The sequence below is a fragment of the Sutcliffiella sp. NPDC057660 genome, assembly GCF_042800035.1.
In the GTDB taxonomy this organism is placed as follows: domain Bacteria; phylum Bacillota; class Bacilli; order Bacillales; family Bacillaceae_I; genus Sutcliffiella_A.
Genome location: NZ_JBHVHV010000009.1, coordinates 45,562 through 71,106, shown reverse-complemented (window position 1 = coordinate 71,106; position 25,545 = coordinate 45,562). Strand labels below are relative to the sequence as shown.

Annotated in this window: 22 protein-coding genes and 1 riboswitch; of the genes, 17 read left to right on the top strand and 5 right to left on the bottom strand. The window is 46.1% G+C overall.

The genetic code is table 11. The features are described 5' to 3' along the window. Positions 1–53 precede the first annotated feature (53 nt). The 10 genes from ACFVAD_RS11740 (at position 54) to ACFVAD_RS11695 (ending at position 12,440) form a co-directional block, all read left to right on the top strand. The gene (locus ACFVAD_RS11740; RefSeq protein ID WP_386639869.1) at positions 54–1,163 is read left to right on the top strand and encodes a sugar ABC transporter substrate-binding protein; all 1,110 of its coding nucleotides are present in this window, start codon (positions 54–56) and stop codon (positions 1,161–1,163) included. Positions 1,164–1,267: 104 nt separating this feature from the next. After that, entirely contained in the window at positions 1,268–2,788 is a 1,521-nt protein-coding gene (locus tag ACFVAD_RS11735; RefSeq protein ID WP_386639866.1) for an ATP-binding cassette domain-containing protein, read from the top strand. 12 nt (positions 2,789–2,800) lie between these two features. Next, positions 2,801–3,973, top strand: coding sequence for a sugar ABC transporter permease (locus ACFVAD_RS11730; RefSeq protein WP_386639863.1), 1,173 nt, complete (start codon positions 2,801–2,803; stop codon positions 3,971–3,973). Positions 3,974–4,149: 176 nt separating this feature from the next. After that, complete coding sequence (locus ACFVAD_RS11725) at positions 4,150–5,127, top strand: sugar ABC transporter substrate-binding protein (RefSeq protein ID WP_386639861.1); 978 nt, start codon at positions 4,150–4,152, stop codon at positions 5,125–5,127. Further along, on the top strand, positions 5,124–6,551 hold the full coding sequence (locus ACFVAD_RS11720) for a sensor histidine kinase (protein ID WP_386639858.1): 1,428 nt from the start codon (positions 5,124–5,126) through the stop codon (positions 6,549–6,551). Before ACFVAD_RS11725 ends, ACFVAD_RS11720 begins: the two co-directional genes overlap by 4 nt. A 97-nt stretch (positions 6,552–6,648) precedes the next feature. Then, positions 6,649–8,193, top strand: a complete 1,545-nt coding sequence (locus ACFVAD_RS11715; protein ID WP_386639855.1) for a response regulator — start codon at positions 6,649–6,651, stop codon at positions 8,191–8,193. 20 nt (positions 8,194–8,213) lie between these two features. Beyond that, the gene (xylF, locus tag ACFVAD_RS11710; protein WP_386639852.1) at positions 8,214–9,278 is read left to right on the top strand and encodes a D-xylose ABC transporter substrate-binding protein; all 1,065 of its coding nucleotides are present in this window, start codon (positions 8,214–8,216) and stop codon (positions 9,276–9,278) included. 87 nt (positions 9,279–9,365) lie between these two features. Continuing rightward, positions 9,366–10,340, top strand: a complete 975-nt coding sequence (locus ACFVAD_RS11705) for an exonuclease domain-containing protein (protein ID WP_386639849.1) — start codon at positions 9,366–9,368, stop codon at positions 10,338–10,340. A 93-nt stretch (positions 10,341–10,433) separates the two neighbouring features. After that, positions 10,434–11,216 carry an SDR family oxidoreductase gene (locus tag ACFVAD_RS11700; protein ID WP_386639846.1) on the top strand — a complete coding sequence of 261 codons (783 nt, stop codon included), beginning with the start codon at positions 10,434–10,436 and terminating at the stop codon, positions 11,214–11,216. A 186-nt stretch (positions 11,217–11,402) separates the two neighbouring features. Further along, the gene (locus ACFVAD_RS11695) at positions 11,403–12,440 is read left to right on the top strand and encodes a helix-turn-helix transcriptional regulator (RefSeq protein WP_386640298.1); all 1,038 of its coding nucleotides are present in this window, start codon (positions 11,403–11,405) and stop codon (positions 12,438–12,440) included. A gap of 35 nt (positions 12,441–12,475) precedes the next feature. On the opposite strand, the gene ACFVAD_RS11690 is transcribed toward ACFVAD_RS11695, so the two are convergent. Next, complete coding sequence (locus ACFVAD_RS11690) at positions 12,476–13,702, bottom strand: helix-turn-helix domain-containing protein (RefSeq protein WP_386639844.1); 1,227 nt, start codon at positions 13,700–13,702, stop codon at positions 12,476–12,478. A 128-nt stretch (positions 13,703–13,830) separates the two neighbouring features. On the opposite strand from ACFVAD_RS11690, the gene ACFVAD_RS11685 reads away from it, so the two are divergent. The 3 genes from ACFVAD_RS11685 to ACFVAD_RS11675 all read left to right on the top strand — a co-directional run bounded on the left by ACFVAD_RS11685 (position 13,831) and on the right by ACFVAD_RS11675 (position 16,435). Then, positions 13,831–15,120 carry an MFS transporter gene (locus tag ACFVAD_RS11685; protein ID WP_386639841.1) on the top strand — a complete coding sequence of 430 codons (1,290 nt, stop codon included), beginning with the start codon at positions 13,831–13,833 and terminating at the stop codon, positions 15,118–15,120. 80 nt (positions 15,121–15,200) lie between these two features. After that, complete coding sequence (locus ACFVAD_RS11680) at positions 15,201–16,016, top strand: EcsC family protein (RefSeq protein ID WP_386639838.1); 816 nt, start codon at positions 15,201–15,203, stop codon at positions 16,014–16,016. Positions 16,017–16,285: 269 nt separating this feature from the next. Next, on the top strand, positions 16,286–16,435 hold the full coding sequence (locus ACFVAD_RS11675) for a hypothetical protein (protein ID WP_386639835.1): 150 nt from the start codon (positions 16,286–16,288) through the stop codon (positions 16,433–16,435). A 121-nt stretch (positions 16,436–16,556) separates the two neighbouring features. Here ACFVAD_RS11675 and ACFVAD_RS11670 read toward each other — a convergent pair whose 3' ends face one another. Continuing rightward, positions 16,557–17,621, bottom strand: coding sequence for an AI-2E family transporter (locus ACFVAD_RS11670; protein WP_386639833.1), 1,065 nt, complete (start codon positions 17,619–17,621; stop codon positions 16,557–16,559). A 193-nt stretch (positions 17,622–17,814) separates the two neighbouring features. On the opposite strand from ACFVAD_RS11670, the gene ACFVAD_RS11665 reads away from it, so the two are divergent. Continuing rightward, a complete protein-coding gene (locus ACFVAD_RS11665) occupies positions 17,815–18,243 on the top strand; it encodes a hypothetical protein (RefSeq protein WP_386639830.1) in 429 nt (142 codons plus the stop codon). A gap of 18 nt (positions 18,244–18,261) precedes the next feature. Here ACFVAD_RS11665 and ACFVAD_RS11660 read toward each other — a convergent pair whose 3' ends face one another. Then, positions 18,262–19,155: a TetR/AcrR family transcriptional regulator gene (locus tag ACFVAD_RS11660; RefSeq protein WP_386639827.1), complete on the bottom strand. Its 894-nt coding sequence runs from the start codon at positions 19,153–19,155 to the stop codon at positions 18,262–18,264. Positions 19,156–19,339: 184 nt separating this feature from the next. Between ACFVAD_RS11660 and ACFVAD_RS11655 the strand changes: the two genes are divergently transcribed. Beyond that, entirely contained in the window at positions 19,340–20,890 is a 1,551-nt protein-coding gene (locus tag ACFVAD_RS11655; RefSeq protein ID WP_386639825.1) for a DHA2 family efflux MFS transporter permease subunit, read from the top strand. 674 nt (positions 20,891–21,564) lie between these two features. Here ACFVAD_RS11655 and ACFVAD_RS11650 read toward each other — a convergent pair. Then, a complete protein-coding gene (locus ACFVAD_RS11650; RefSeq protein WP_386639822.1) occupies positions 21,565–21,720 on the bottom strand; it encodes a hypothetical protein in 156 nt (51 codons plus the stop codon). 176 nt (positions 21,721–21,896) lie between these two features. Between ACFVAD_RS11650 and mnmH the strand changes: the two genes are divergently transcribed. After that, positions 21,897–22,943 (top strand): tRNA 2-selenouridine(34) synthase MnmH, encoded by a 1,047-nt coding sequence (mnmH, locus tag ACFVAD_RS11645; protein WP_386639819.1) that lies wholly within the window; start codon positions 21,897–21,899, stop codon positions 22,941–22,943. Between the two features lie 32 nt (positions 22,944–22,975). On the opposite strand, the gene ACFVAD_RS11640 is transcribed toward mnmH, so the two are convergent. Further along, positions 22,976–23,803 (bottom strand): MBL fold metallo-hydrolase, encoded by an 828-nt coding sequence (locus ACFVAD_RS11640; RefSeq protein ID WP_386639816.1) that lies wholly within the window; start codon positions 23,801–23,803, stop codon positions 22,976–22,978. A 308-nt stretch (positions 23,804–24,111) separates the two neighbouring features. Here ACFVAD_RS11640 and ACFVAD_RS11635 point away from each other — a divergent pair, with 308 nt between their 5' ends. Then, positions 24,112–25,179: an aromatic acid exporter family protein gene (locus ACFVAD_RS11635; protein WP_386639813.1), complete on the top strand. Its 1,068-nt coding sequence runs from the start codon at positions 24,112–24,114 to the stop codon at positions 25,177–25,179. 65 nt (positions 25,180–25,244) lie between these two features. Then, a riboswitch (cobalamin riboswitch) is annotated at positions 25,245–25,431 on the top strand. The last annotated feature ends 114 nt before the right edge of the window (positions 25,432–25,545 follow it).

The window sequence follows — 25,545 nt, the reverse complement described above, 5'->3', positions numbered from 1 at the left end:
CAATATAATTAAGTTGTAATCATATGGATGACAAGTTGAAGGGGGATTTAACGATGAAGAGAACGTGGAAGTCTATTTCGGTTTTACTGGTTGTGATGCTGGTCACGGCTTTGATGGCGGCGTGCAGCGACAGCAGTGGGGGTAGCAGTAAGGTGAGTGTTGGTATCGTCTTGCCGACGAAGGACGAGCCTAGATGGGTTCAGGATGAGCAGCGTTTCAAGGATGCTTTGTCCGATTCCAAATATACAACGGAAATTCTTTTCAGCCAAGGTTCTTCAGCTAAGGAAAAAGAAAATGTGGAAACATTGCTGAACAAAGGTATTGAGGTTTTGATCATCACGCCTCATGATGGTGCTGCGGCAGCTTCTGCTGTGGAAGCGGCGAAGAAGGAAGGCGTAACGGTCATCTCTTACGACCGTCTGATCACGAACACAGATGCAGTGGATTATTATGTAACGTTTGATAGTGTGGCAGTTGGTGCGGCACAAGGGCAATACTTGATTGATAACTCAGAAGGCAAGGATGTTCCATTGTACCTGTATGCTGGTGCATCTTCTGACAATAACGCATTCCTATTCTTCGAGGGTGCGTGGAGTGTGCTTCAACCGAAGATTTCAGATGGCACTTTCAAGATTGCCAACTCCAGTGAAGCGGAAAAGCTGAAGGATAAAGCGGAGCTTACTCGCGATGAAATGGGTAAGATCCTAGGTCAGGTAACTACGAACTGGGATCCAAACGAAGCGAAGAACAAAGCGCAGACCCACTTGACTGCTGCGGGTGCAGATCTTAAAGGCGATGTGGCAGTATTGGCACCGAACGACGGAACAGCTCGTTCCATTGCGGACGTATTTGGAACGGATGGCGACATCTCAAGCTTCCTTGTAACAGGTCAGGATGCGGAAAAAGCTTCTATTCAATACGTAATCGATGGCAAGCAGTCCATGACAGTATTCAAGGATGTTCGTACATTGGTGAAGGATGCAATGGGTATCGCAGTGGAGATCCTTGACGGAAAAACACCAGAAACAACCGGTGCTTATGATAACGGAAATAAAGAAGTAAAAGCAAAGCAGACGGATGTAATCGTGGTGGATCAGGAGAATGTGAAGAAGGAACTGATCGATTCCGAGTACTACGAAGCAAGCGAGTTTACTGGACTATAAGAAAGGTTGCGGGATAGTGGTTCTTAACCGCTATCCCGTCATTGTCAGTGCTTTTGTTAGGCTCTTTTCACAAGAAAATGGGCTTTTGTTAAGGGGGGATAAGCATGAGTGAATTTATTTTGGAGATGAATCAGATCTCAAAGGAATTTACGGGAGTGAAGGCGCTTAGCGATGTGAATTTCAAGGTGAGAAGAAGCGAAATTCATTGTTTGATAGGGGAGAACGGTGCGGGCAAGTCCACGCTGATGAAGGTGCTGAGCGGGGTGTATCCGTATGGAACCTATGAGGGCGATATCGTGTTTGAAGGCGATGTACAGCAGTTTAACAAAATCAGTGACAGTGTGAAAACAGGCATCGCCATCATCTATCAGGAGCTGGCACTGTTTCCGGACCTGACGGTGTATGAAAATATTTTTGCCGGAAATGAAGTGAAGCATGGGGGCTTTATCGATTGGAATAAGACGATTGTCGAAGCGAAAAAGCTCCTCGGAAAAGTGAAATTGGACATTACGCCGGACACGCTCGTGAAGGACTTGAGTGTCGGGAAGCGTCAGTTGGTCGAGATTGCAAAGGCGCTCAGTAAGGACGTCAAACTATTGATCCTTGATGAGCCGACAGCCGCACTTAATGAAGACGACAGCGAAAACCTGCTTGACCTTTTAAGAGATTTGAAAAAGCAGGGAATCACCTGCATCATGATCTCCCACAAGTTGAAGGAGGTCATCTCGATTGCAGACAAGGCGACCGTCATCCGCGATGGGAAGACCATCTGTACGCTTGACGGGGAAAAAGGGGAAATAACCGAAAGTGTCATCATCAAAAACATGGTGGGACGCGAGATTGCGGATATCTATCCGAAACGACCCGATCAGGTGATTGGTGAGAAAATTCTCGAGCTGCACAACTGGTCCGCGTATGATCCGCAGCTTGGCAGACAAGTTGTGAAAAACGTGAATATGAATGTGAAAAGAGGCGAGATTGTCGGTATCGCAGGCTTGATGGGCTCGGGAAGAACAGAGCTTGCCTTGAGCATTTTCGGCAATGCCAAGAGCTATAAATTGCAAGGAGATTTAGTGTGGGACGGCAGCTCCACCATGCTGAAGCATACGAGTGATGCCATCAAAGCGGGAATCGCCTATGTAACCGAGGATCGTAAGGGTGATGGGCTGTTTCTTTTACAGGATATTAAGAGCAACATTACTGCTGCCAATCTGAAGGGCATCGCTTCAAGCGGTGTCATCAATGACAACGAGGAGATCAAGGTGGCCGATGGCTATAAGGATTCTCTTCATATTAAAGCTTCCTCGCTCGAGCAGCTTGTCGGAAACCTGAGTGGGGGGAACCAGCAGAAGGTGTCGATCGGCAAATGGCTGTTTGTCGGGCCGAAGCTGCTGATCCTTGATGAGCCGACGCGTGGAATCGACGTTGGGGCGAAGTTTGAAATCTATACCGTGATGAACAAGCTGATCGATGCTGGCCTTAGCATCATCATGATTTCGTCAGAGCTTGGGGAAGTGCTCGGTATGAGTGACAGGGTGTATGTCATGGCGCAGGGAGAAATAAAAGGGGAGCTTGCGATTGCGGATGCTGATCAAGAAAGAATCATGCAGCTTGCGACGCTTTAGGAGGTTAATAGAATGAATGTAATACAGGAAGCAAGAACGTTGATTCATGAAAATATTCGCGACTATGGAATGTACATCGCGCTATTCGTTATTATTCTTACTTTTTCCATCATGACGGATGGACTCTTCATGAGTTCCCGTAATATCAGTAACCTGCTTGATTCTGCAGGCTATATCGCAGTGCTGGCGGTCGGGATGACGCTTGTCATCGTCATCCGCCATATCGATTTGTCTGTCGGGTATGCTGCCGGATTCCTCGGTGCGATTGCCGCCATCCTTTTGACGCAGACCGGTGTGCCGGTATTTGTGACGATTCCTATCATTCTAGTATTAGGGGTGGCAATCGGGCTGTTCAACGGGGTGCTGGTTGCGAAGATTGGGATTCCTTCCTTCGTTGCCACGCTTGCGGGGATGCTAATTTTCCGTGGCGCGCTTCTGCAGGTGACGGAAAAGACAGGAACCATCATCATCCAGGACGACAAATTCAATGCGATCGGGAACGGCTTCATTCCGTCCCTCGTGCAGGTGAGCGGTCTGCATTTGTTATCCTTGCTCGTTGGAGTTGTCGGAATTCTAATATACATCTATAGTGAATTTTCCAATCGTAAAAACAAGATCAAGTACAACTTCGAAGTCGTGTCCAAACCGATCTTTGCATTGAAATTGGTGTTCGTTTCCGGAATCATTGGGTACATTACGTGGATCTTGGCAGGCTATAACGGCTTCTCCTGGACTGTTATTATCATGCTTCTGGTCGTTGTCGTCTATCATTTCCTGACTACGAAAACAGTGCTTGGCCGCCATATCTATGCAGTCGGAAGCAATCCGGAAGCTGCTCACCTTAGCGGGATCAACGTGAAAAAGATCACGTATATCGTGTTCGGTTCGATGGGGATGCTTGCTGCCCTATCCGGTATCCTTTTCACCGCACGTTTGCAATCTGCAACAACTACTGCAGGAACGCTTTTTGAGCTTGATGCCATCGCGGCAGCCTATGTTGGGGGCGTATCCTCTGCAGGGGGAGTCGGAAAAGTGACAGGTGCCATCATCGGTGCGATCGTAATGGCGTCCTTGTCAAGCGGGATGAACCTGCTTGGTGTCGGCATCTCGTATCAGTATATGATCCGTGGTGGAGTGCTTGCTGGAGCAGTAATCTTTGATGTGATGACTCGTAAAAAACGTTAATAGTTTGAGGGACTGTAACTGGTCCCTCTGCTTTTTTATCTCCTTCGTTTCCTCTAGCAATATATCCTACAAAAACTTTTAATCTGCCAATCATTGGTTCTATCAGCAAGTATTGTGCAATTTTGAATAGATGATATGATGAAATTAGCATCATAGAGGGGAAGGAGACAGGTCTCTTGCGGAAAACTAGTATTATTGTGCTATGCATTTTTATTGCAATTCTATGTAATTTTACCCTCGTATCTGCCAACAAAGTTTTTCGCTCGGATTGGAAACTGCCTCCGAAGGTAACCGAGAGCGAGGAGCGGCATCGCCTCGTCCTCATTACGCAGGATAGGGAGACACCCTTCTGGGATGAGGTTGCGAGCGGTGCGATGAGGCAGGCCCAGATGGAAGGGGCGAGCCTGGAGGTCTGGGGAAGCTACGGCAAGAACAAGGAAGAATTTTTGAAAAGCATCGAAATAGCCATTCAGTCAAAAGTGGATGGCATCCTCATACAAGGACTCGACACCGAGGAGTTCAAGGACCTCACGAAAATAAAGGCCTCCTTTTACGGTATTCCCATCATCACAGTGGCGAATGATGTACCGATGAATGAGAGCCTTCGCAGAACGTATGTCGGTTCGGATCAATATCTCGCCGGAAAAATGATAGCCCGCGAGCTTTTAGCCGATATGGGAGAGGAAGGCAGTGTCGTGCTCATGTACGACAGCCAACAGGAATTTTACCAGCAGGAGCGTTTGAAAGGAATCGAGGAAGTGCTGCAGTATTACCCGAACATCGAGATGGTTCATGCAGCAACCGAAGATACGAGGGAACAGATCACCGCTTCCACCAGGGACGTGCTGAACAAGGCACCGGATGCAAAAGCCTTCATTGCGGTCAATGCCAATGTAGCAGGGGCCATGATCAAGGAAATTGGTAAGCGCTCTCAGGTTGAGCCGTATCACATCTACTCCTTTGATGATGGGCCGGAATCATTGGCCTTGCTGAGGCAGGGGAAGCTTGACGGAATGATCGAGCAGTCGCCGGAAATGATGGGGCAGGTCAGTGTGCAACTGATGATGGAATGGCTGAATGGCGTGACCGTGCCACTTGATAAAAACGGGTATTTAACGGAGATTACAATCCTGAAAGCGGCGGATGTGCAATGACCAGTATCCAAAAGAAAATATTGACGCTCACCTCGGTTGTACTGGTCATCATGTCGGTAATTTGGTTAGCGCTTACATACTACAACCATAAAACCCAGCAGCAGTACAATGAGATTTTGCAGCGGTATTTAAGCATGAACGAGGTGACGACCGCGAGCCAGCAGGTCATCACCGATCTTAACAACTATATGATCCAGCCCTCCAAGGGGAACCGCGAGCGGCTGGATGATAGCAAGGAGAGGATCCAACAGGCGAAAAATGACGTCTCCAAACTGAGAAATACCGAAAATAATTTTACCCTCACGAACTACATCAACCTGATTGATAGCTTTATAGAAACAACCGACCGCCTGCTTCTGTTCCACTCGGAAAATGACAGTGAAGCCTCAGCCAATGAATTCACCGAAGCGACAAGGATCTCCACATATATGTCGGAAATGTCGCTCGCACTCCTTGATACGGAGCTGAAGACGTACAACCGCTTTTACCGGGGGATCATCGACCAGTCGGGTGAGGTCATGAAGCTGGGAATCTGGGTGCTGCTTTTGATCGCATGTGTCCTGCTGCTTGTGACGTACTGGTTTTCGTTGAGCATTACGAGGCCGGTATACAAGCTGACGAAAGCGGCCAATGAGCTGTCCAAGGGGAATTTCGGCCAGCCGGTCAAGGTCGAAACGAATGATGAAATCGCCTTTTTGGCAAAAACCTTCGACCGGATGCGGATCAACATCAACAATCTCATTTCGGAAATCAAGCATAAGGCGCAACTTGAGCGCGAACTCCAAGAGAGCAAGCTGCTCCTGCAGGAAAGCCAATTCCGCAGCCTGCAAAGCCAGATCAACCCGCACTTTCTTTTTAACACATTAAATACCTTGTCAAAAAAGGCGTACCTCGAGGGCTCGGAGGAAACGAGCGATCTCCTGGTGAGTGTGGCAGGCATCCTGCGCTACAACCTGAAGAGGCTGGACCGTTCGGTGACGTTACACGAGGAAGTGGTCGTTCTAAAGCAGTACATGGATATCCAAAAAGCGAGGTTCACAGACCGGCTTCACTTATATATAGAAGTGGACCCATCGTGTCTCGGGATGAAAATTCCGGCGCTTACGCTTCAGCCGATCATTGAAAATGCTGTCATACATGCAGTCGAGCCTAAAGAGGATGGTGGCGTCATCTGGTTTAGGGTGATGGATGAAGTGGACCACGTCCGCATTGAGATCGAGGATGACGGAATGGGAATGTCGGAGGAAAAAAGACTGCAGATTATCAATGATACGCCGGTCCTATCAGAAGGACATTCAACAGGAATCGGCTTCAGCAACGTCGTCAAGCGCCTCCGCCTTTTCTACGGCTATGAGGATGTCATCGATATCGAAAGTGTGGAAGGCCGGGGAACAAAGGTTATTTTGAAAATAAGACTCTCTTAAAAAGCACGTGCTGATTATCTGTATCTAGCTATTGCGGAGATCAACAGCGGTGTTTAGAGGAGTCGAAAAATAAAAAAACAATAAGGAGTCGAGGCAGATGATTAAGCTCCTGATAGTGGATGATGAACAAATAGAACGCGAAGGCATGCAGGCCATTCTGGAAAAAGGGTTTCCGGGAATAGTGATCAAGCAGGCAAAAAACGGCAGGATGGCAGTGGAGATGACGGCCGAATTCCAGCCGGATTTGATTCTGATGGATATCAAAATGCCAGGAATGAACGGGCTTGAAGCGGTGGAGCTGATCAGTACAGACTATCCCGCAGTGAAATTCATCATGGTCACCGCGTTTGACACCTTTGACTATATGAAGCAGGCAATCAAGCTCGGAGTGAAGGACTATGTGCTCAAACCAAGCAAAGCCAGCGAGATTGTGGTGACGGTCGGAAAAGTGATCAATCAGATCGAAGACGAGCAGAAGAAGCTTGCAGAAAGCAGAGTGCAACAGGAGGCATTGCAGAAAACCTTGTCGCTTGTGGAAACGGATGTTGTGACACAACTCCTGTTCGACCATGTGCATGAAGTGCATCTGGATATGCTGGTGGAGATGCTTGAAACCCCGTCGACGGCCGAAATGTTTGTGATGCTGTTGATGTTGCCGGCTGGTTCGGAGCATTTGTATCCCTCTGTGAAGGAAAAGGTGAGGAGGACAAGGAGCGGCTGGATTGGTGCCTTGTATGGGTCGCAGCTTCCGATTATCGTATTCCGTGATTCAGAAAAATCCTATCGTTCCCAGGCAACCGCTCTTGCACGCGAAATCCTTGCTTATGGAAGCACCCACCCCAATCAAGGCTGGTTTGTCGGGATCGGAAGCGTGTGTGATTCACTGAATCGGATCCGGGAGTCCTATCATGACGCGCTCATGGCAACAGTCAATACTGGGCTGCCTGTAAAGTATCGCTTTTTTTCGGATGTTCCGGTCATAGGGGAAGTTTGTGATTGGGACCTGAACAGGCACCAGAAAAAAGAGTTTGCCGATGAAGTCAGGCTCGGCCAGTGGGACGGGATCCGTCAGTATGTGATGAACATGATACAATGCTTCGAGAAGGAGCGGGCCGAGCTTTTGCATACGCAGCAGCGGGTGCAGGAGGTGCTATGGGTAGCCTCACGTGTGCTGAGTGAAATGGGTGTGGAGAACGGCACGCCGATGTATTCTTTTAACCTATTGGATTACCGTCAGATTCGGACAGAAACCGGGCAGCTGCTTGACCGTATGAGGCAGGCTTATATCGGGTATTACGACCGGATGGAAGCTGACACGATCCACCAGCTTAAGCAGTATATCATGGACCACTCCCATGAGGACATCACCTTGGATGCCCTGGCGAAAAAAGTGGGATTGAGTCCAATCTATATCAGTAAAATGTTCAAGGAAAAACAGGGCGTCAACTATATTGATTTTCTGACGGAATGCCGCATCGAAAAGGCGAAGAAGCTGATGGGTGATCCCGAGAAAAGCATCAAGGAAATCACCTTTGAGGTCGGCTATCACGATCCGAACTATTTTTCAAAGGTATTCAAGAAGATGTGCCATGTGTCTCCTAAGGAATATAGAAAAACGTTGCTTGGAAATAAGGTTAGATAAGAGTGAAGGGGGAGAGGTGGATGGGTTGGAGGCGTGTATTATTTTTCATCATGGCACTGGCGCTGGTCTGTGTTGCCTCTGCTTGTAAAAATGTTACGGAAACAGTGGAGCCGGTGCTGCCCACTAAGCTCTCCGAAAAGGAAATGCCAGATGATGATAAAATTAAAATCGGCTTCTCCATGGATACGCTCGAGGAGGAGCGCTGGTTGAGGGATAGGGATCTGTTCAAGGCGGCGGTTGAAGCCTTGGGTGCCGAAGTGGAGATTAAGGCGGCTAACGGGGACGACTCGGAACAGATTCTCCAGGCGGAAAAGCTGATCAGTGAAGGCGTCGACCTGCTCGTCGTTGTGCCTCACAATGCGGAGGCGACAGCAGCGATCGTCAATAAGGCGCACCTCGCCGGAATCAGGGTCATCTCCTACGACCGCTTGGTGAAAAATTCGGATATCGACCTGTATGTATCTTTTGACAATGAAAAGGTTGGCGAGCTGCAGGCAGAGGCTATCACGAAGCTTGTCCCGAAAGGCAAATATGTCTATATCGGAGGGGCCGACACGGACAACAATGCCCATCTGTTAAAAAAGGGCGTATTCAATGTGCTGCAGCCCTTGATCGACAAGGGAGACATCACGGTGGTGTACGACCAGTGGACGAAAAACTGGCTGCCTGAAAATGCCTTTGCCAACATGGAAGCGGCGCTTGCCGCCAACAATAATCAAATTGACGCGGTTATTGCGGCGAATGACGCCACAGCCGGAAAGGTCATCGAAGCACTGGAAAAACAGGGCCTAGCAGGCAAAATTCCGGTCGCCGGACAGGATGCGGAGTTGATGGCAGCGCAGCGAATCGTCCAAGGAACACAGACGATGACTGTTTACAAGCCAATCAAAACGTTGGCCCAAGAGGTGGCCGAGCTGGCAGTGCGAATGGCCAAAGGAAAATACATCGACACCGACCGAAAAGTCAACAACGGCAAAACCGAAGTCCCATCCGTACTGCTAGCACCAATAGCGGTGGACAAAGAGAACATGGATGAAACCGTGATCCGTGACGGGTTTCATACGCGCGAAGACGTATATCGATGAGACAGGGGGACAGGTCCCATGTCCCGCTTAAGGCGGGACGAGTGACCTGTCCCCGTGGTATGATAGTGGGAAAAGGAGGCGACGGCAATGGACTTTATCGCATTGGATTTTGAGATAGCAAACAATGATTTGAGCAGCGCCTGTTCATTGGGCATGGTGTTTGTCGAGCAGAACAGGATTGTGGATGAGAAGTATTTTTTGATTCAGCCACCTGGGATGAAAGTGGACAAGTCCTTCACCAAGGTGCACGGATTGACGGAAGAGGATTTGAAGGATGCACCGACATTTGATGAAGTCTGGGCGGAAATCAGCGACTTCTTTAATACGGACATTTTGGTGGTTGCACATAACGCTTTTTTTGACATGAGCGTTTTGAAAAGCTCCTTGCTCCACTACTCCTTGGAGATCCCCGAATTCGACTATGCCTGCAGCATTCCAATCAGCACGCGCGGCTTGAACGGATTCAAGGTGGGTGGCTCGCTGAAGGCAAGAGCCGAGCATTTTGGTGTGGAGCTTGATCATCATCATAATGCCCTATCCGATGCCAGGGCCTGTGCGGAAGTAGTCCTGCGATGCATCGACCTGAAAAAACGGAAGTCTCTCCGGACCTACTGCAGCACTTACTCATCGATACCAGTTAAGAGTTTCTTGGAGTTGAAGCCGCAGACAAGTTTTTACTCGAAAGCAAGATCAAGAAAGACGAATGTGCGTAAGACGTTCAACTCGGTCTCGATCAGTGAAATTACCCCTTCTGGCACTGTCTTCGATGACAAGCATCCGCTTTTTGAAAAGAACCTCGTCTTCACAGGTGAGCTGACCAGCATTGACCGCACGGAGGCGATGCAACTGGTGGTTGATAAAGGCGCTGTCATAAAAACCGGAGTCAGCGGCAAAACTGATTACCTCATTGTAGGCAAGCAGGACCCGACAATCGTTGGCCCCGACGGCCTCAGCACGAAAGAAAGAAAAGCCCATGAATTGATGAAAAAAGAAAGCAAGATCAAGATTTTGAAAGAAGAGGAATTTTTGAAGTTGATGGGGACAGGTTCCGTGTCCCACTAAGTGGGACGGGGGACCTGTCCCCATATTCACGTTTGATACAGCCTCCTAATGGGAACAAAGAACGATAGAGAACTTTGTGAGGAGGAAATCAATATGAGCAAAACGATATTCATTACAGGAGCGGGTACAGGACTTGGCAGGGGAGCTGCACTTGGTCTTGCTAGGAACGGTCATCGTGTGATTGCGACGACCGAACTTACATCACAGAAGACTGATCTTTTGAGGGAAGCGGAAGAACAGGGTTTGAATATGGTAGTATTCAAGCTCGATATCACGAACCAGCTCGACCTGGAGCAGATCAATAAGTACGATTTTGATGTATTTGTGGCCAATGCTGCAATCAATGAAGGCGGACCCCTCGGGGAAGTGCCGATGGAGCGGTTCCGCGCGTTATTTGAGGTGAATGTATTTGCCACGCTTGAGTCGGTTCAGTATGCGGCGCGTAAGCTGGTGAAAAAAGGGAGCGGAAAGATTGTCTTCTTGAGCTCCATGGCAGGCATTTCAGCGACCCCATATGTCGGTCCGTATACTGCAACCAAGCATGCGATTGAAGGGATTGCCCAAACGATGAAATCGGAGCTGGAAGAGTTCGGAGTAAAAGTGGCAACCATCAATCCAGGTCCATACGCAACCGGTTTCAATAAACGGGCAGCAGAAGAAAAATGGAAATGGTACGAGGAAGAAAAGCATTTTACTAGAAAAGAAGACATGAAAGAGCAGGAAGCACAGCTAAAAGAATTCGATCCACAGGACATGATTGACGTAATGGTGGATATCATCCCGGCCGATCACCACAAATTCCGAACCGTCCATCCGGAAGAAACGGAAAAGCAGCTGAAAGAAACCGAGCAGGAGCGGTGGGGGATGGAGATTTAAAAGCCAAGGGGCCTGACCCTCAGTGTGTTAAAGCGTTAACGCACTAGGGGTCAGGCTCCTTTCTTCATTCTACCTGCATTTGAACCTCATTCAACCAAGAGTTGATAGGCTAAAAACACGGCTGGTGCTATGATGGTTGTAACAGGGCGCTCTGTAATTCGGTTTGAAGGGGTTGTTGGATAGGTGATGTTGAATACACAGTTGATTGGGAGTTTTATTTCATCTTTGCGGAAGGAGTGGGATTTTACGCAAGTGGAGCTGGCAGACAAGGTGAATGTGTCCCATCAGGCGGTTTCGAAATGGGAACGCGGGGAAAGCATTCCTGATATTGGGACACTGGTGGAGCTCAGCAGAATTTTTGATACGAGTGTTGATCGGATCCTGGAAGGTGGAGAGAATGGTCGAGCGAGAATCGGTGGAGTGGTGGAGAAGCTGGCCATCAATGAACCTGCGGCAGCGGCTGACCTCATCAACCAAGGGGAATCCGACCTTGAAAGCTTCGTCTCCATTGCCCCGATCGTAAAGGGAAGCTTGATGGAAAAAGTCATCAGCGAAGTGGATGGGGAGAAATTTTCTTTGCAGCACCTGATTGGCCTCGCTCCTTTTTTGGAAAAAGAAACGTTCACCCAAGCTGCCGAGAAAATGCACATAGAGAACGTAACTTGGAAGCAGATACGTTCCCTGGCACCTTTTGTGGAAGAAATGCTATTACAAAGGCTGGTGGCAAACAGTGAAAGCTCCCCAAGTATCAAGGATGTCATTTCGCTTGCTCCATTTATCAGAACAGGGTTGGACGATCTGGTGAATACAGTGGAGGTGGATGAAGTATCTTTTGAGCATGTGAAGCTTCTTGCTCCGTTCCTGTCCGAGGATGGTCTATTTGCCTTCATAGAAAAAACCGCACAGGAGGGAATCACCCTTCAGCAATTCACATTAATCGCACCATTTTTAGGCAAAAACAACCATGCAGTAGCAGCAGGTCTGGATGTCAATGGAGCAGACGGTTCTGATGTGGTGAAGATAGCTCCTTTCGTAAATCGTGAAACCCTGGGCTCACTACTCGATCGGCTGGATAAACAGTCTGTCCGAGTTGAACACCTAGTGAAGCTTGCTCCATTCCTTGAAAAAGCAAAACTATCGGAATTAGTCATCAAAGCCATGGAAACAGAAGAAGTGGATCCGGTCCATCGCGCCAGACTTTCCCCATTTATGCAGCCAAAATAAGACAGGGGGACAGGTCCCATGTCCCACAAGGCGGGTCACAGGGACCTGTCCCCACGTACTTTCCTCAAAGTCTCCACGCTGAACTGCTTCAGCTGGGAGTCTGGCATTGGTTCGAGGTTCCGGACTGCTGTTTCGGCGGATGCGATGGCTTCTTTGTGCCTGCCGAGTTCTGACAAGATCAGTGCTTTGAACGTGTCCTTGATATAGTGGTTGGTCAGATCGATGGGGTGGTGGTTGTCGATGGAGCCCACCTTTTCGATTGCTTGCAGAGCCTCATTATAACGCCCCAGATAATAGAGGGCCTTTCCTTTTTCCAAGTTGAACCACGTATCATAGTCCTCCATTCGTTCCGGATCGGAGAGGAACGAATCTATGTTATCGAGTGCTTTGCTATATTCCTTTTTCTCCGATATCAGTTCGATAATCTGAAACAGATTGTAGAAATAGATGGAGGATTCATGGTCTGCAAATTCCCCGTACTGCTTCAGTTTTTTTAAATAATGCGCCTTCTTGCTTTTATTCCCGTCCATCCATGCATGAGCCGCAGCAAGCCGGTACAGATCATCAATCAAATAGAAAATCCGTTTTTCCTTGGAGAAGGCGAGCGCTTTTTCCATGGCGTCGACCGCAGCCTCGTATTCCCCGACAGCAAACAGCAGGATTGCCTCATGATAGTCCAAATCAAGCCTTGCCAATGGCTCGATATAGGCATGATTTGCTTCGATTTGCTTCCTTTCGGTGAGGAAAATTTCGAGCGCCTTTCTGTATTCATGCTCATGAAACGAGATATTCGATAAGAATATCCCGATTGCGGTCCGGTTGGAGGAGATATTCATTTGATCAAAAATGTCAGCGGCCGTCTTCAAATGTTTCTGCCAGTGTGGCTTCTTTTCACGTTGAAGGGAATAGCTATAAATTTCCAATAGCCGGGCACCTTCAAACCCTTGTATCAGCTTGTCAGCGTACGGCGCAATCAGCTCGATCAATTGCTTCGATTTATCTGGCAGAATCGTCAACATGGTATTATGGATTTTTTCCGCGTGCTCCAAAACACTTCTCAGCTCCTCGGAACTGTCTCCCCCCAATAGGTCCGCCACTTCTACGCCCAGCTGATGTGCAATATGGGCAAGGCTCTCCATGGAAGGATTAGCCTTGTTATTTTCTATCAGACTGAGCATGCCCTTCGTGAGCTCTGTCCCGGCAAGTGCTTCAAGTGTCATCTTCTTCTGTTTTCTCAATTTCCGTATACGTTCTCCAAGCATGTGAATAGAACACTCCTTAATCCGCCCATTTTGTTTAATTATATTAAACTTTCGCTTGAAAGGGAAGAGTAGTGTGTGATATGATTTGTTTAATTAAATTAAACTTTATGGAAATTGGGGTGTTGTTAATGGAAGAAAGCAGTAAAATTAAACGGGCAACCTATCACCTTTATACGTTCATGATCAGTAAGCTGGTCGCATCATTTGGTGCACAGGTCTATACGTTCGCAATCAGTTTTTACATTCTACAGGCAACCGGTTCTGCTACGAGCTTTGCGACGAACCTGATATGCAATATTCTCCCTAAGACACTTGCCGCTCCATTTATTGGAGTCATCACAGACCGCTATTCAAGAAAAATGATCGTTATTACCTCACAGATTGCTACCACCCTGGCTATAGCGGGACTTCTGATTTTTACCCTTATATCCGGACTCTCCATCCCAGCAATATATATCACTACTTGTATTTTGTCGCTTACGTCCATGTTTTCCGGAATAGCTTTCTCTTCTTCCATTACAGGTCTTATCGATAAAGACCGAATCCAGAAGGCGATGGCCTTGAATCAAATGTCCATTTCGTTTGCCGCCATAGGAAGCCCTGCGGTTGGTGGATTATTGTATGGTACCGTATCCATTCCGGTATTTCTTGTAATGTATATCGTCGCTTCCATTATTGCTGTCATTCTTGAATCGACGATGAATTTCCGACTGTTCACCACCGCACAGAAGGCGAGAGTGGAAGCATCAGAGAAGGAAACCATGTGGCAAAGCATCAAAGCGGGAATAGGCTATTTGCGCCTGCAGCCTATTATCATGATCATGCTTTGGATCAGCTTGCTCATCAACTTCCTGTTCGGGGCCTTTGAAGTCGGTTATTCTTACATCCTGATTGAAAAATTGAATGTGGAGTCCCAGCATTTCGGTATGACCCAGGGGGCTTTCTCCTTGGGAATGCTCCTAATGTCGATCTATTTTTCCACTAGAAAAGAAGTGCAATTCCCACTTCTCGTGTCCAAACGGGGAATCCTGGCACTGGGGATCATTATGGGGGGAATCGCCCTGCCGCTGCTGCTTTCCATGTCATACTGGATTCAATTTTCATACTATGCCGCACTTATGTTCTGCTTCGGTTCCATGATTATAGTCGTCAACACACCGCTTCAGGTCATGCTACAAAAAACAATCGAAGATGAATTCAAAGGACGGGTATTTTCCATTATCGAAACAATGGCAATGGCACTCATCCCGCTCGGAATGGTCATCTACGGCATACTCTACGACATCTTCCCTGGACAATGGGTACTGCTCCTGTCAGCAAGCATGCTAGTAACCGTCGTGCTCATCATGGCCAGACCATCCGTGATTCGTAAAGCCCACCCTGAAGTGGATGTCAAAACCAGAGAGAGTGTGGCTTGATGGGGACACTGGGACCTGTCCCTGGTGTATAATGATTACAACCGTACACAAAAATATTAATCGTGACAGGTGATGAATCTATGGAATCTAAAGACTATCTATTAAGCGAATTGAAAACGATTGAAAAGTGGGAGAAGGACCAGAAGAGTGTCTGGTTCTGGGAGCGCCTGACACGCTTGCCTTTCAAGCTGCTGGATAAAGTGACGCCGAAATTCATCCAGACGAAAATCGGCAGTCTGTTGGATGAGCTGGGAAGCTATATCCAGAATGGGGGGCAGTATTTGACGAGTGAAAAGTCCATATTCCAGTTTTACAAAAAGAAGACGGGGCGGAATATCAACGAACTGGCGGACCTTAAGGATGTACCATTGGAGGAAATGAAGCAGGCTTCTTTGGATTTGGGAGGTAGAAGGAAAAATGCGGCAACCTTGCAAGGGGCAAGCACAGGTATTGGAGGGATATTCACCCTTGCCATCGACATACCAGCCATACTGGCCATCTCTTTGAAGACCTTACAGGAAATTGCCATTATCCATGGCTACGACCCGAAAGAAAAGAAAGAAAGAGTGTTTATTTTAAAATGCCTGCAGTTCTCTACAGCGGATTACGTCGGAAAAGGTGCCATCCTTAACGAGCTTTCCGAATTCGGTAAGGATGAGCGCAAATCAAGTGAAGTGATCTCGCAGATCCAAGGCTGGCGTGAGGTGACATTGACTTTCACGGAGTCATTCGGTTGGAAAAAACTTTTTCAGATGGTACCTGTCGCCGGAATACTTTTCGGGGCATTTTCCAATCGCTCGATGATCAATGATTTGGCCGAAACCGGGACGATGCTGTATCAAAAGAGAAGAATTTTGGAGAGACTTGAGAAGGTTTCGAGTCCGGTGAACGAATAAAAGAGGAAATCCCCGTCCATTTGATGGGGATTTATTTTTTGTCACTGTTTTTTCCTTGGGCTTACGGACTTCTCATCGTTATGTGAGGCAGTCAATATCGTTGTGATCAAAAAATTGGATATACGATGAATTTTGGCAGGTTTGCGAGCAAAAAAAATAATTTATGCACAAAAATGCTGTTTTGCGGTGAAAAAAGGAGCTATTATGCGTAAAACGCAATATTCGACAAAAAACAACTTCGATAATAAGGGAAGCAGTTTACCCTCCAATTGCATTGGGTCACTGGTGTCAACGGCTCCACCATCGAGCAGCTTCCGGCCCTCGTCATGAAGCCGGATTCCATGGAGCCGCTAACGATGGAAATCATTGAAGGGAAGCCGCTTGTAAAAACGAGTTTTATCACCACCATTCTGACATAACAAAAGGAATAACCTATTTAAGTTATTCCTTTTAAAAAGTAGAGTATGAAGACATACTAGGATAACAAGTCTTTACCGCTTTAACAGAAAGCGGGTCAGGCCCCAACCATTTCACTACTCACTAATGCCGAAGCTGATACAGCCGGTAAAAGTTTTTTGTCAGTACTTTCAGCACGGAGTAGAGTGGCACTGCGAGCAAGATGCCGATGAAGCCGTAGAGCTTCCCAGCAACGAGGAGCAGGAGGATGACGGTCAATGGATGGATCGATAGTTTGTTCCCAATGATCAGCGGTGATACGAGATTTCCTTCTATTTGCTGGACGATGGTCAAGAGGATCAGGATTTTTACGGCCATGAATGGATCTGTCATCAGGCCGATGATCAGTGCAGGGAGCACCCCAAGCGCCGGTCCGATTATGGGGACGACAGCTGTGATTACAATGAATAATGCAAGCACCAGCGCGTATTCGACACCGATGATGAGGTAGCCGATGTACATCAGGAATCCGTTCACCAATGCCACAATCATCTGCCCGCCTATATAGGTGGAAAGCGCCTTATTTATATCTGTCAGGATTCTTCGTCCTTCAATCCGATGCTTTTGAGGTAAATACTTCAGGATGAAAGGCAGAAGCTTGTGCCCATCCTTCAAAAAGAAAAATACGATAAACGGGACAATTACGAGTACCGTAACAAAGCTTGTGATGGAAGAAATGATAACCGCAACATTTTTTCCAATCCGTTCCCCTTGGTCCTTCATGAAGTTCAAGAGTTTTTGCTTTGCTTCTTCATAGGACATCAGTCCGAAATTATTTTCATTAATAACCTGCTTTGTCTGTTCTTCGTTTTTTTCCAGAATGGATGGAACATCCTTCGCAAACTGCATCACCTGTTCTTCGATTTTTCCACCAACTGTAAACCCACCCAAGACTGCTCCCCCGATAATCACAAAAAAAACGATAAAAATGGCTAAAGTCCGGGGAATGTACTTGGATCTTGAAAGGAACTCCACAACCGGTTTCAGAATATAAAACAGAAATCCGGCAAAAATCAACGGAAAGAAGAGCGTGGCAATCAAACTGAGGATCGGATTGACAAGAAATTGAACCTCGCTCAATAGAAAAATCACCAACAGAACCAAAACAATCCCTGTCAAATACTTAAAAAAAGGATGTCTAATCCACAATATTATCCCCCCAATGAAAAAGAATATAAGTGTTCATTCCCTTTCAGGCGGAATTTGACACATGGGGACAGGTCCAAGTGTCCCAATAGACCTACAAACTTCAAATGGGACCTGTCCCCACTGTTTACCAGCATTTTTCTCACAATCAGTGTGCAAAATACAAAAGTAAGACAATAAAAAGGAGTGTGTAACCATGGATAAATGGATAAGTTCCATATTGAAGCTGGCGGCAGCTCAGAACCTCATGAAGATGTTTGGCTATAAACCGAGGAAGAAGAGAAACTTGGGCACGTTCGCGTCACTGCTTGGAATCGGCTTAAGTGCTGCGGCTATTCTCTATGGTCGAAATGGTGAAAACGCAATGAACGGGAAGGCAAAGCCTAGACCGATGCAAAAGCATCGTTCCGCATCCGATATCATGAAGACACTCCAGGCGAAAGGTCTTGCGAATCCGACGAATATGGCTGCTTTTGCTGAAATCGCAGAAGAATTCACACCAATGCACAAAGCTCCCCCACAACCGTCCGGCAGCAAGCAGCAAAGAAACATGCACCAGCAAAGCAACAACCAACACAAAGCTAATAGAAACAGCCAGCAGGTCAACAGACAAAACCATAAATAAACCAGTACCACCTCGCCCTTATGAAGCGGCAGGTGGTACTGGTTTGCTGTAAAACGAATGTATCATATTTTCCAGTTCAGTAATATCAGCCTCCGATACGGCTGGACTTTCTTTTAACGAGCCGAGCATGCTGTCTAATAAAAATTTTCGGGGGCTTTTGGCCTCCAGCAGCTCTTCCTGGATGAAATCCAAGAGCTCTACATACGGTGTTCCGCTGAGCTTGCTTTTCAAGGAATCCAGCAACGTGATAAGGGACTGCTTGCGGGCAAGGATTCCGTCCCTGTTTTCGGGAAACCACTGCTCAAGCCTTTCAGGTGCAATCAGCTGTTCCTTTGTTTGTGCAACCTCATTTACCACCTGCACAATACGTTCCACACTATACTTTACCACGCGATGAATGCTTGCGCTTCCACTTTCCTGTCCCATCAGGTTGAATTTGATATTGTGGTTCAAGATACCCATGAACATGATGGAGCAATCCAGGAGATATGGTTTTTTCTCTTCTCCGAAAAGATCAATGAAGCGCTCGTATATCCAGCGAATCATCCGTAATTGCCCCCGCTTGATGAATTCCTTCAGTTCTTCGTCCTTGGAGAAAAAGACTTCCTCAAAAAGCGAGATGAGCTTATTGGCACGGTTGGTATGCATCTGCAATTCAATCTGCTGGATGAAGATGTTGATATCAGCTGGGTCCTTGCCGATCAAAAGGTCTGCCCGGTCTTTTTCCAGCTTCGTATAGATGCTCTTGAACAGCTCGATAAGCAGTTCATTCTTGGAAGAAAAATAATTATAAAAGGTGCCCTTTGAAATACCGCTGAAATCGAGAATATCCTGGATGGATGTAGCTTGGAACCCTTTTTCAATAAATAGCTGATGGGCCTTCTTGATTACCTGTAATTTTCGTTCATTCATCTTATCACCTTTTAGACTGCTAGTATAATTTTCATACTACCTTATTTTCGCAGCTTACACAAACCCCAATAAATAACACCTTATTTTTATTGAAAAAATTGTACTGATGGTATAAGATGAACATTATGAAACTACAGTATAAAATAATGAACTCATAGTATAGGGAGAGAGGAAGCGAAACAACATGCAACAAACTGAATCCACACAGCGACCGCCATACGGGATACTGGCTATCCTGATGATTGGCGCTTTTATTGCTTTTTTAAATAATACATTACTGAACATAGCCCTGCCGTCGATCATGACGGAGCTTGAGGTAGGTCCTTCGACCGTCCAATGGCTCACCACAGGGTTCATGCTGGTGAACGGGATCTTGATTCCGACCACTGCATTTCTCATTCAAAAATATTCTGTCCGACATTTGTTCATCGCGGCAATGGGGCTGTTCACAATCGGAACTGTCCTTGCAGGCTTTGCCCATGTCTTTCCGGTACTTCTAACGGGACGCATGCTGCAGGCATCCGGCTCTGCCATTTTGATGCCTTTATTGATGAATGTGATGCTCGTCAGCTTTCCAGTGGAAAAAAGGGGAGCTGCAATGGGTGTATTCGGTCTGATCATGATGGGTGCGCCGGCAATCGGTCCCACTTTATCCGGTTGGCTCATCGAACACTATGATTGGAGAATGCTGTTCCATTTTGTCACACCGATCGCGGCGGTCATCCTTTTATTAGGTATTTTCCTATTGAAGGATAAAAAGGTGAAACCGAATATTAGCCTGGATATGTTCTCGGTTCTATTATCAAGCTTAGGATTTGGCGGACTCCTTTATGGCTTCAGTTCTGCCGGTTCCAAAGGCTGGGACAGTCCGCTTGTCTATGGAACTATTCTTATTGGAGTGGTAACCCTGACATGGTTTATCCTCCGCATGCTCCGCCAGGAAAAGCCGATGCTGAACTTCCGGATCTATCAGTATCCGATGTTCGCCTTATCCTCCGCCATCTCGATGGTCATCACGATGGCGATGTTTTCCGGGATGATCCTTTTGCCGATCTATGTGCAGACTTTACGTGGCATCTCCCCGTTGGATGCAGGTCTTATGATGCTTCCGGGAGCAATTGCGATGGCGCTCATGTCCCCGATTACAGGGAAACTTTTTGATAAATACGGCGGAAAAGTACTCGCGATAACAGGATTGACGATTACGGTCGTAACGAGCTATTTCTTCAGCCAATTGACGCTGGAAACATCCTATACACAACTGGTCATCCTTTATACAGTAAGGATGTTCGGGATGTCGATGGTATTCATGCCAGTTTCCACAAACGGACTGAACCAGCTGCCAAAAAGGTTCTATCCACACGGTACAGCGATGAACAGCACGTTGCAGCAGGTGTCAGGGGCAATCGGTACGGCATTCCTCGTAACCCTCATGTCCACACGGGCTGAAAGCTATGGCCGTGACCTTGCTGCGACAGAAATGCCTAAGCTTGGTGCCGATCCTTCTGCGGAAGCGCTCGGGGCCATGCAACAGCAGATCATGCTGCAATCCACATTGGAAGGGATCAACTTCGCATTCCTTGTGTCCGTCTTTATCGCCGCAGTGGCACTTGTTCTTTCCTTCTTCATTAAGAGGGCAAAGCAGGCAGAGGATCCGATAGGGGATGAAGCGGAAGCAGAGGCAAAAGCAGAAGCAGTTAATCCCGATGTAAAAGCTAAATTAGCGGAAAACTAATAAAGAAAACAGCCTCGAATGTAGATAACGTTTTCGGATACCTGTCACTTTTTATTAAAAATGCGGTTAAAAATCTGCTTATATTTGTTATACATTTTGTTCTGCAAGATGCAGGGTAAGAATATTACAAAGGGCCACCTAATGTATAATGCGTATTATGGCCAAAGTACTGTTATAAAACTAAACAGTGTAAAAAATAACAGGAAAAATTCCGTTTAAATTGGGAAATACCCATATTTCCCGAAGAATAAGCGGAGTTTTTTCGTTTATATGTTCCAAATCTTAGAATTTTTCCTTATTTAGAGCAGTTAACCGGAAATTCTCCGCTTATCTTTGCTTCTTAAGCTTCCTCTATAAACATTAACAGGAAATTCTCCGCCTATTTATTCTCATACCTAAAAAAAATCATCAAAGAATAATTACAGAGCCAAAGAAAAAAGTGGTTTTTAAATTTGCAGTCCGATTTAAGAGGTAACAGAAATCTTCGTAGCCTTACATATCGATATACTAATTGGACCACACTTTCAAGCCTATTTTTATCATTATTCGCGTTTTATCCATAAAAAAATGACCATCAATTTCACATACAAATCGTTGGTCATTTTAATAGACATATTGGATACTGTGACAAGTAAAAGAACCGTTAGTGGAGGCTGTTTTTCTTGTTTATAAGGTTATTTTTTATTTGCCTGGGTACCGCTTTTCTTCTGGCTTTGTGAAGCATTGTTTCCAATCTGAAAGTCATTGCCGAATTCCACATTGTTTTTATTATCGTGCTTTTCAATTTGTTCTCTTGTCTGTTCCTTATTCTGCTTACCTTGATTTGACATACCTCATCAACTCCCTTTCCGATAGTTTATCTTTCTTAATATGCACAATTAGACTGTTAAAATTAGTCTTTTTTATGTAGTCCAGACTAATTTTTCTGTTCAATCTGTTAACTCTTCCTTCGTTCGGCTAAAATGATGGTATCTGATTTTTCTGAATGATGGAGAGGTGGATGAAGATGGCGCAAGAAGTCAAGGTGAAAGAAATGCTGGAGATCGTGCAGGGGACACGGGCCGTTCTTGTGGATGTGCGATCACCTGGTGAGTTTGCAGATATGACCATACCCGGCAGCATCAATATTCCGATTTTCGATAATGAGGAGCGGGCGGAGATAGGGACTCTCTACAAGCAGGTAAACGTGGAAGCGGCAAAGGACCGGGCATTGGAAATCGTATCCGCAAAGCTCCCAGGATTTATCCGTTCGTTTCAAAAACTACAAGCGCCAATTATCGTTTTCTGCTGGCGTGGGGGAATGCGAAGCAAAACAACTGTGACGCTACTGGAATTGATGGGCATCAGAGCGAAACGTCTTCAGGGTGGTGTCAAGGCGCATCGCCGCTCTGTGATTGAACAGCTCGAGCAGTTGGAAATCCGGCCGGGTTGCTTTATTTTGAATGGCGGGACAGGCTCAGGGAAGACGGTGATATTGCGAAAGCTAAAGGAGAATGGTATTCCTTCCCTTGACCTGGAGGGCTTGGCCAGTCATCGGGGATCAATTTTCGGGCAGATCGGACTACCACCTACCAATCAGAAGATGTTTGAAGCGGAGCTTGTTCATGAAATGTTGAATCTGCATGCGGCACCTTATCTTGTTTTTGAGGCCGAGAGCAAGCGGATGGGGAAAATCCTGTTGCCGGAATCTATCATGGATAAAAAACGGGAATCGACTCACATTTATATCGAGCTCCCACTAGAGGTTCGTGTACAGAATATCCTGGATGAATATCAGCCCGCAGCCCATCATCAAACATGCATCGAGGCTTTTGAAAAAATAAAAAGGCGCATCCATACGCCAGTCGCGACAGAAATCCAGGAGCTGCTGGATAGTAAACACTATGCCCGTGTCGTTCAACTTCTGCTCGAGCATTATTATGATCCGAGATATCTCCATGGCGAAAAAGAATATGAGCATTGCAGGAAGGTGACGATCCAAGCAAAGGATAGCGAGGACGCCGTAAGAAAGGTAGCTGCTTTTCTGGAAATGCAGCCTGTGGTTTCCTTCTAGAAAAAACGAATTCTTTTGCGAATTCGTTTTTCTTATTTATGAGGTTGTAAACTATGCTCTCTCAAAATAGATGTGACAATATGGATCGAATCCCATTCCCCCCGCGAAAATTTTACGATTGGGAATGTCTTGGGGAAAAGCTTACGACGAATTTCTTCAGCTGAATAGCCGTCTTTATACAAGGATAGTACTTCCGCTTGAATAGAAAGTAAATAGTCGCGTTTTCTTTCAATTGCTTTACGGCCGTCCTCCAGATATCCTGCGTGACTGCAAAAAACTTCAAGAAAATCATAGGATAAAATACGTTCCAAGGAGCGGATGATTTCAGGGGTGCTTTCATCAGCCAATGCCAGCTTGGTACGCACACTTACAAACAAATCGCCGGTGAACAACTGTCCTGTTTCCCTGTTAAGAAAGGCTTTGTGATCATAGGCATGACCGGGGGTGTCGATGGCATCCCAAGTGGCACTTCTGGATTGGAAGCTCTCTGAGACAGGTTGGGCTTGAAACGGCCTGCGTCTTCCCCAGAATAGCTGTCGATAGAAGGGATAATCTGCCCGCATCAAACAGGAAGCGATAGATGTTTCATTAAGATAGACCGGCACATTCTTCGTTTTTTGGACATATGCGGCACAGCCAGTATGGTCTTCATGAAAATGGGTGAGCATGACCTGATCAAAATCCGCTTCATCAAGGAAGGGTTCAAAAAATTTATGCAGAGAGTGTGCCCCGGTATCGATTAACATGCCATCAATCAAATAGCTGTAAACATTTAAAGAAACACCCTTCAAGGAAATTTCTCCATTCAAATAGGAGACACCGTTTACCTCACCCTTGGATGCTTTCTTCTTAAACAACAAATCTACCATCTCCCTGTCAATTCCAATGTATACCAAAATTATAACAAATAAGGTTGTTGGATTGTTTATTTTTATAAGAGAATCCGTCATGCATAGAGAATTAACGTCCTGTAGATGATGCTTGGCAATTTTGTTCCATTTTATCATGGATTGCACTGTTAAAAGGTGCCTGACCCCCGTTGCTTTAAAGTGATAAATCTCAAGTGTTCAAATGAATCCGAGTAAAGGTAAGTTCAATTTTTTCCCTTTTTTCCTCCATCCTTTGCGTTATAATGAAAGAATACGCTTACTTAAGGGACTGAACAAACATGACCTACATACATAAACTAAAGCACTTTGTTGGTGGAAGGATACTCAAAACAGGCATTGCGGTGTTCATTACCGCGTTGATTTGCGAGGCTTTGGCATGGCCTGCCATGTTTGCTGTCATTGCGGCAATCGTTACCATTGAACCGACAGCTGCCAATTCGATAAAAAAAGCGTTTGTCCGGTTTCCGGCCTCGGGCATCGGCGCAGGATATGCCATTTTATTTTATATTGGTTTTGGCGATAATCCTGTAACGTACACATTGGTGGCACTTGCAACCATCATCACCTGCCATAAGTTGCACCTGGATGATGGAATCTTAGTTGCCACCTTGACTGGTGTGGCGATGATCACGACCGTTCATGACCACTATCTTTCCTCCTTTTTGGTCAGGTTGGGGACGACCATCACTGGACTATCTGTATCCACACTTGTAAACCTCCTGGTGTTAAAGCCAAACTACACGCCAGCCATCTCCGAAAAAATCAGGGGGTTGTTAAAGGAAACAGGGCTCTTGATAGAAAGAAGCGGTGGGGAGCTGATTAAAGGGAAAATGCATGCCAATCCCAGGCAGACCAGATTGACCTTTCATAAGATAGTGAGAGAGGTGGAGCGAGTCGGGGACCTTTGCAGCTATCAGAAAGAGGAGTGGAAATACCATCACTACAAGAGAAAAGACATGCGACATTTCTATTATGAAAATAGAAAACTGAAAATCTTGACACAGTTGACCTATCACGTCGGGAACTTGATTTTCATCCCTAGTCATAAAAGGATAGCCAATCAGGACAAATCTTCTCTTATACTCTCAACCGTACGAAATATGAATGAAGTTTTACAAAATGAAGAATATGACATGACACAAGAGCATCATCGATTGGTAGACAGGCTTTTTGATCAGCTTGCTGAAAGAATTCCGGCAATAAACGAAACAGATTATCATATTTTATCGACGGATACCGTTATTTTTTATGAACTGATAGCAATCAATGATTTATTAGAGGAACTGGCTAAAATTGAGCACCATGCGTTGAAGCATCATGATGCCGCTGCGAAACAACATGCATGATTAAAATCTGCAAGACATTCAAAGTGCAATACGATACACTATATTGTGAAGAAATAAATTACCCAATTACATATTAACATTTAGGTGCCTTTTCGGAGGTTAAAAGGGAAGCTGGTGCAAGACCAGCACGGACCCCGCCACTGTAAACGTTGAACGGTGTTAGCTTTTATCCACTGTGCTTTTCATGCATGGGAAGGATTAACGCTGTGATGAGACGTAAGTCAGGAAACCTGCCTAATTGTTTTTAAGGATTCTACGAGGAAAGAATGCTTAAAGTGACATTACTATTTCGCTGCTTTCATAGATTTAATTTGTGAAAAGTGGATATGCGATTCATAATGCGCTTTAGCGTCTTTCCTAATATAG

Bases quoted from the DNA above. Each gene is read 5' to 3' on its own strand.
- ACFVAD_RS11635 (WP_386639813.1), top strand. From the start codon at position 24,112: ATGACCTACATACATAAACTAAAGCACTTTGTTGGTGGAAGGATACTC.
- ACFVAD_RS11660 (WP_386639827.1), bottom strand. From the start codon at position 19,155: ATGAATGAACGAAAATTACAGGTAATCAAGAAGGCCCATCAGCTATTT.
- ACFVAD_RS11650 (WP_386639822.1), bottom strand. From the start codon at position 21,720: ATGTCAAATCAAGGTAAGCAGAATAAGGAACAGACAAGAGAACAAATT.
- ACFVAD_RS11690 (WP_386639844.1), bottom strand. From the start codon at position 13,702: ATGCTTGGAGAACGTATACGGAAATTGAGAAAACAGAAGAAGATGACA.
- ACFVAD_RS11730 (WP_386639863.1), top strand. From the start codon at position 2,801: ATGAATGTAATACAGGAAGCAAGAACGTTGATTCATGAAAATATTCGC.
- xylF (WP_386639852.1), top strand. From the start codon at position 8,214: ATGGGTTGGAGGCGTGTATTATTTTTCATCATGGCACTGGCGCTGGTC.
- ACFVAD_RS11720 (WP_386639858.1), top strand. From the start codon at position 5,124: ATGACCAGTATCCAAAAGAAAATATTGACGCTCACCTCGGTTGTACTG.
- ACFVAD_RS11700 (WP_386639846.1), top strand. From the start codon at position 10,434: ATGAGCAAAACGATATTCATTACAGGAGCGGGTACAGGACTTGGCAGG.
- mnmH (WP_386639819.1), top strand. From the start codon at position 21,897: ATGGCGCAAGAAGTCAAGGTGAAAGAAATGCTGGAGATCGTGCAGGGG.
- ACFVAD_RS11740 (WP_386639869.1), top strand. From the start codon at position 54: ATGAAGAGAACGTGGAAGTCTATTTCGGTTTTACTGGTTGTGATGCTG.
- ACFVAD_RS11735 (WP_386639866.1), top strand. From the start codon at position 1,268: ATGAGTGAATTTATTTTGGAGATGAATCAGATCTCAAAGGAATTTACG.
- ACFVAD_RS11680 (WP_386639838.1), top strand. From the start codon at position 15,201: ATGGAATCTAAAGACTATCTATTAAGCGAATTGAAAACGATTGAAAAG.
- ACFVAD_RS11685 (WP_386639841.1), top strand. From the start codon at position 13,831: ATGGAAGAAAGCAGTAAAATTAAACGGGCAACCTATCACCTTTATACG.
- ACFVAD_RS11655 (WP_386639825.1), top strand. From the start codon at position 19,340: ATGCAACAAACTGAATCCACACAGCGACCGCCATACGGGATACTGGCT.
- ACFVAD_RS11715 (WP_386639855.1), top strand. From the start codon at position 6,649: ATGATTAAGCTCCTGATAGTGGATGATGAACAAATAGAACGCGAAGGC.
- ACFVAD_RS11695 (WP_386640298.1), top strand. From the start codon at position 11,403: ATGTTGAATACACAGTTGATTGGGAGTTTTATTTCATCTTTGCGGAAG.
- ACFVAD_RS11705 (WP_386639849.1), top strand. From the start codon at position 9,366: ATGGACTTTATCGCATTGGATTTTGAGATAGCAAACAATGATTTGAGC.
- ACFVAD_RS11665 (WP_386639830.1), top strand. From the start codon at position 17,815: ATGGATAAATGGATAAGTTCCATATTGAAGCTGGCGGCAGCTCAGAAC.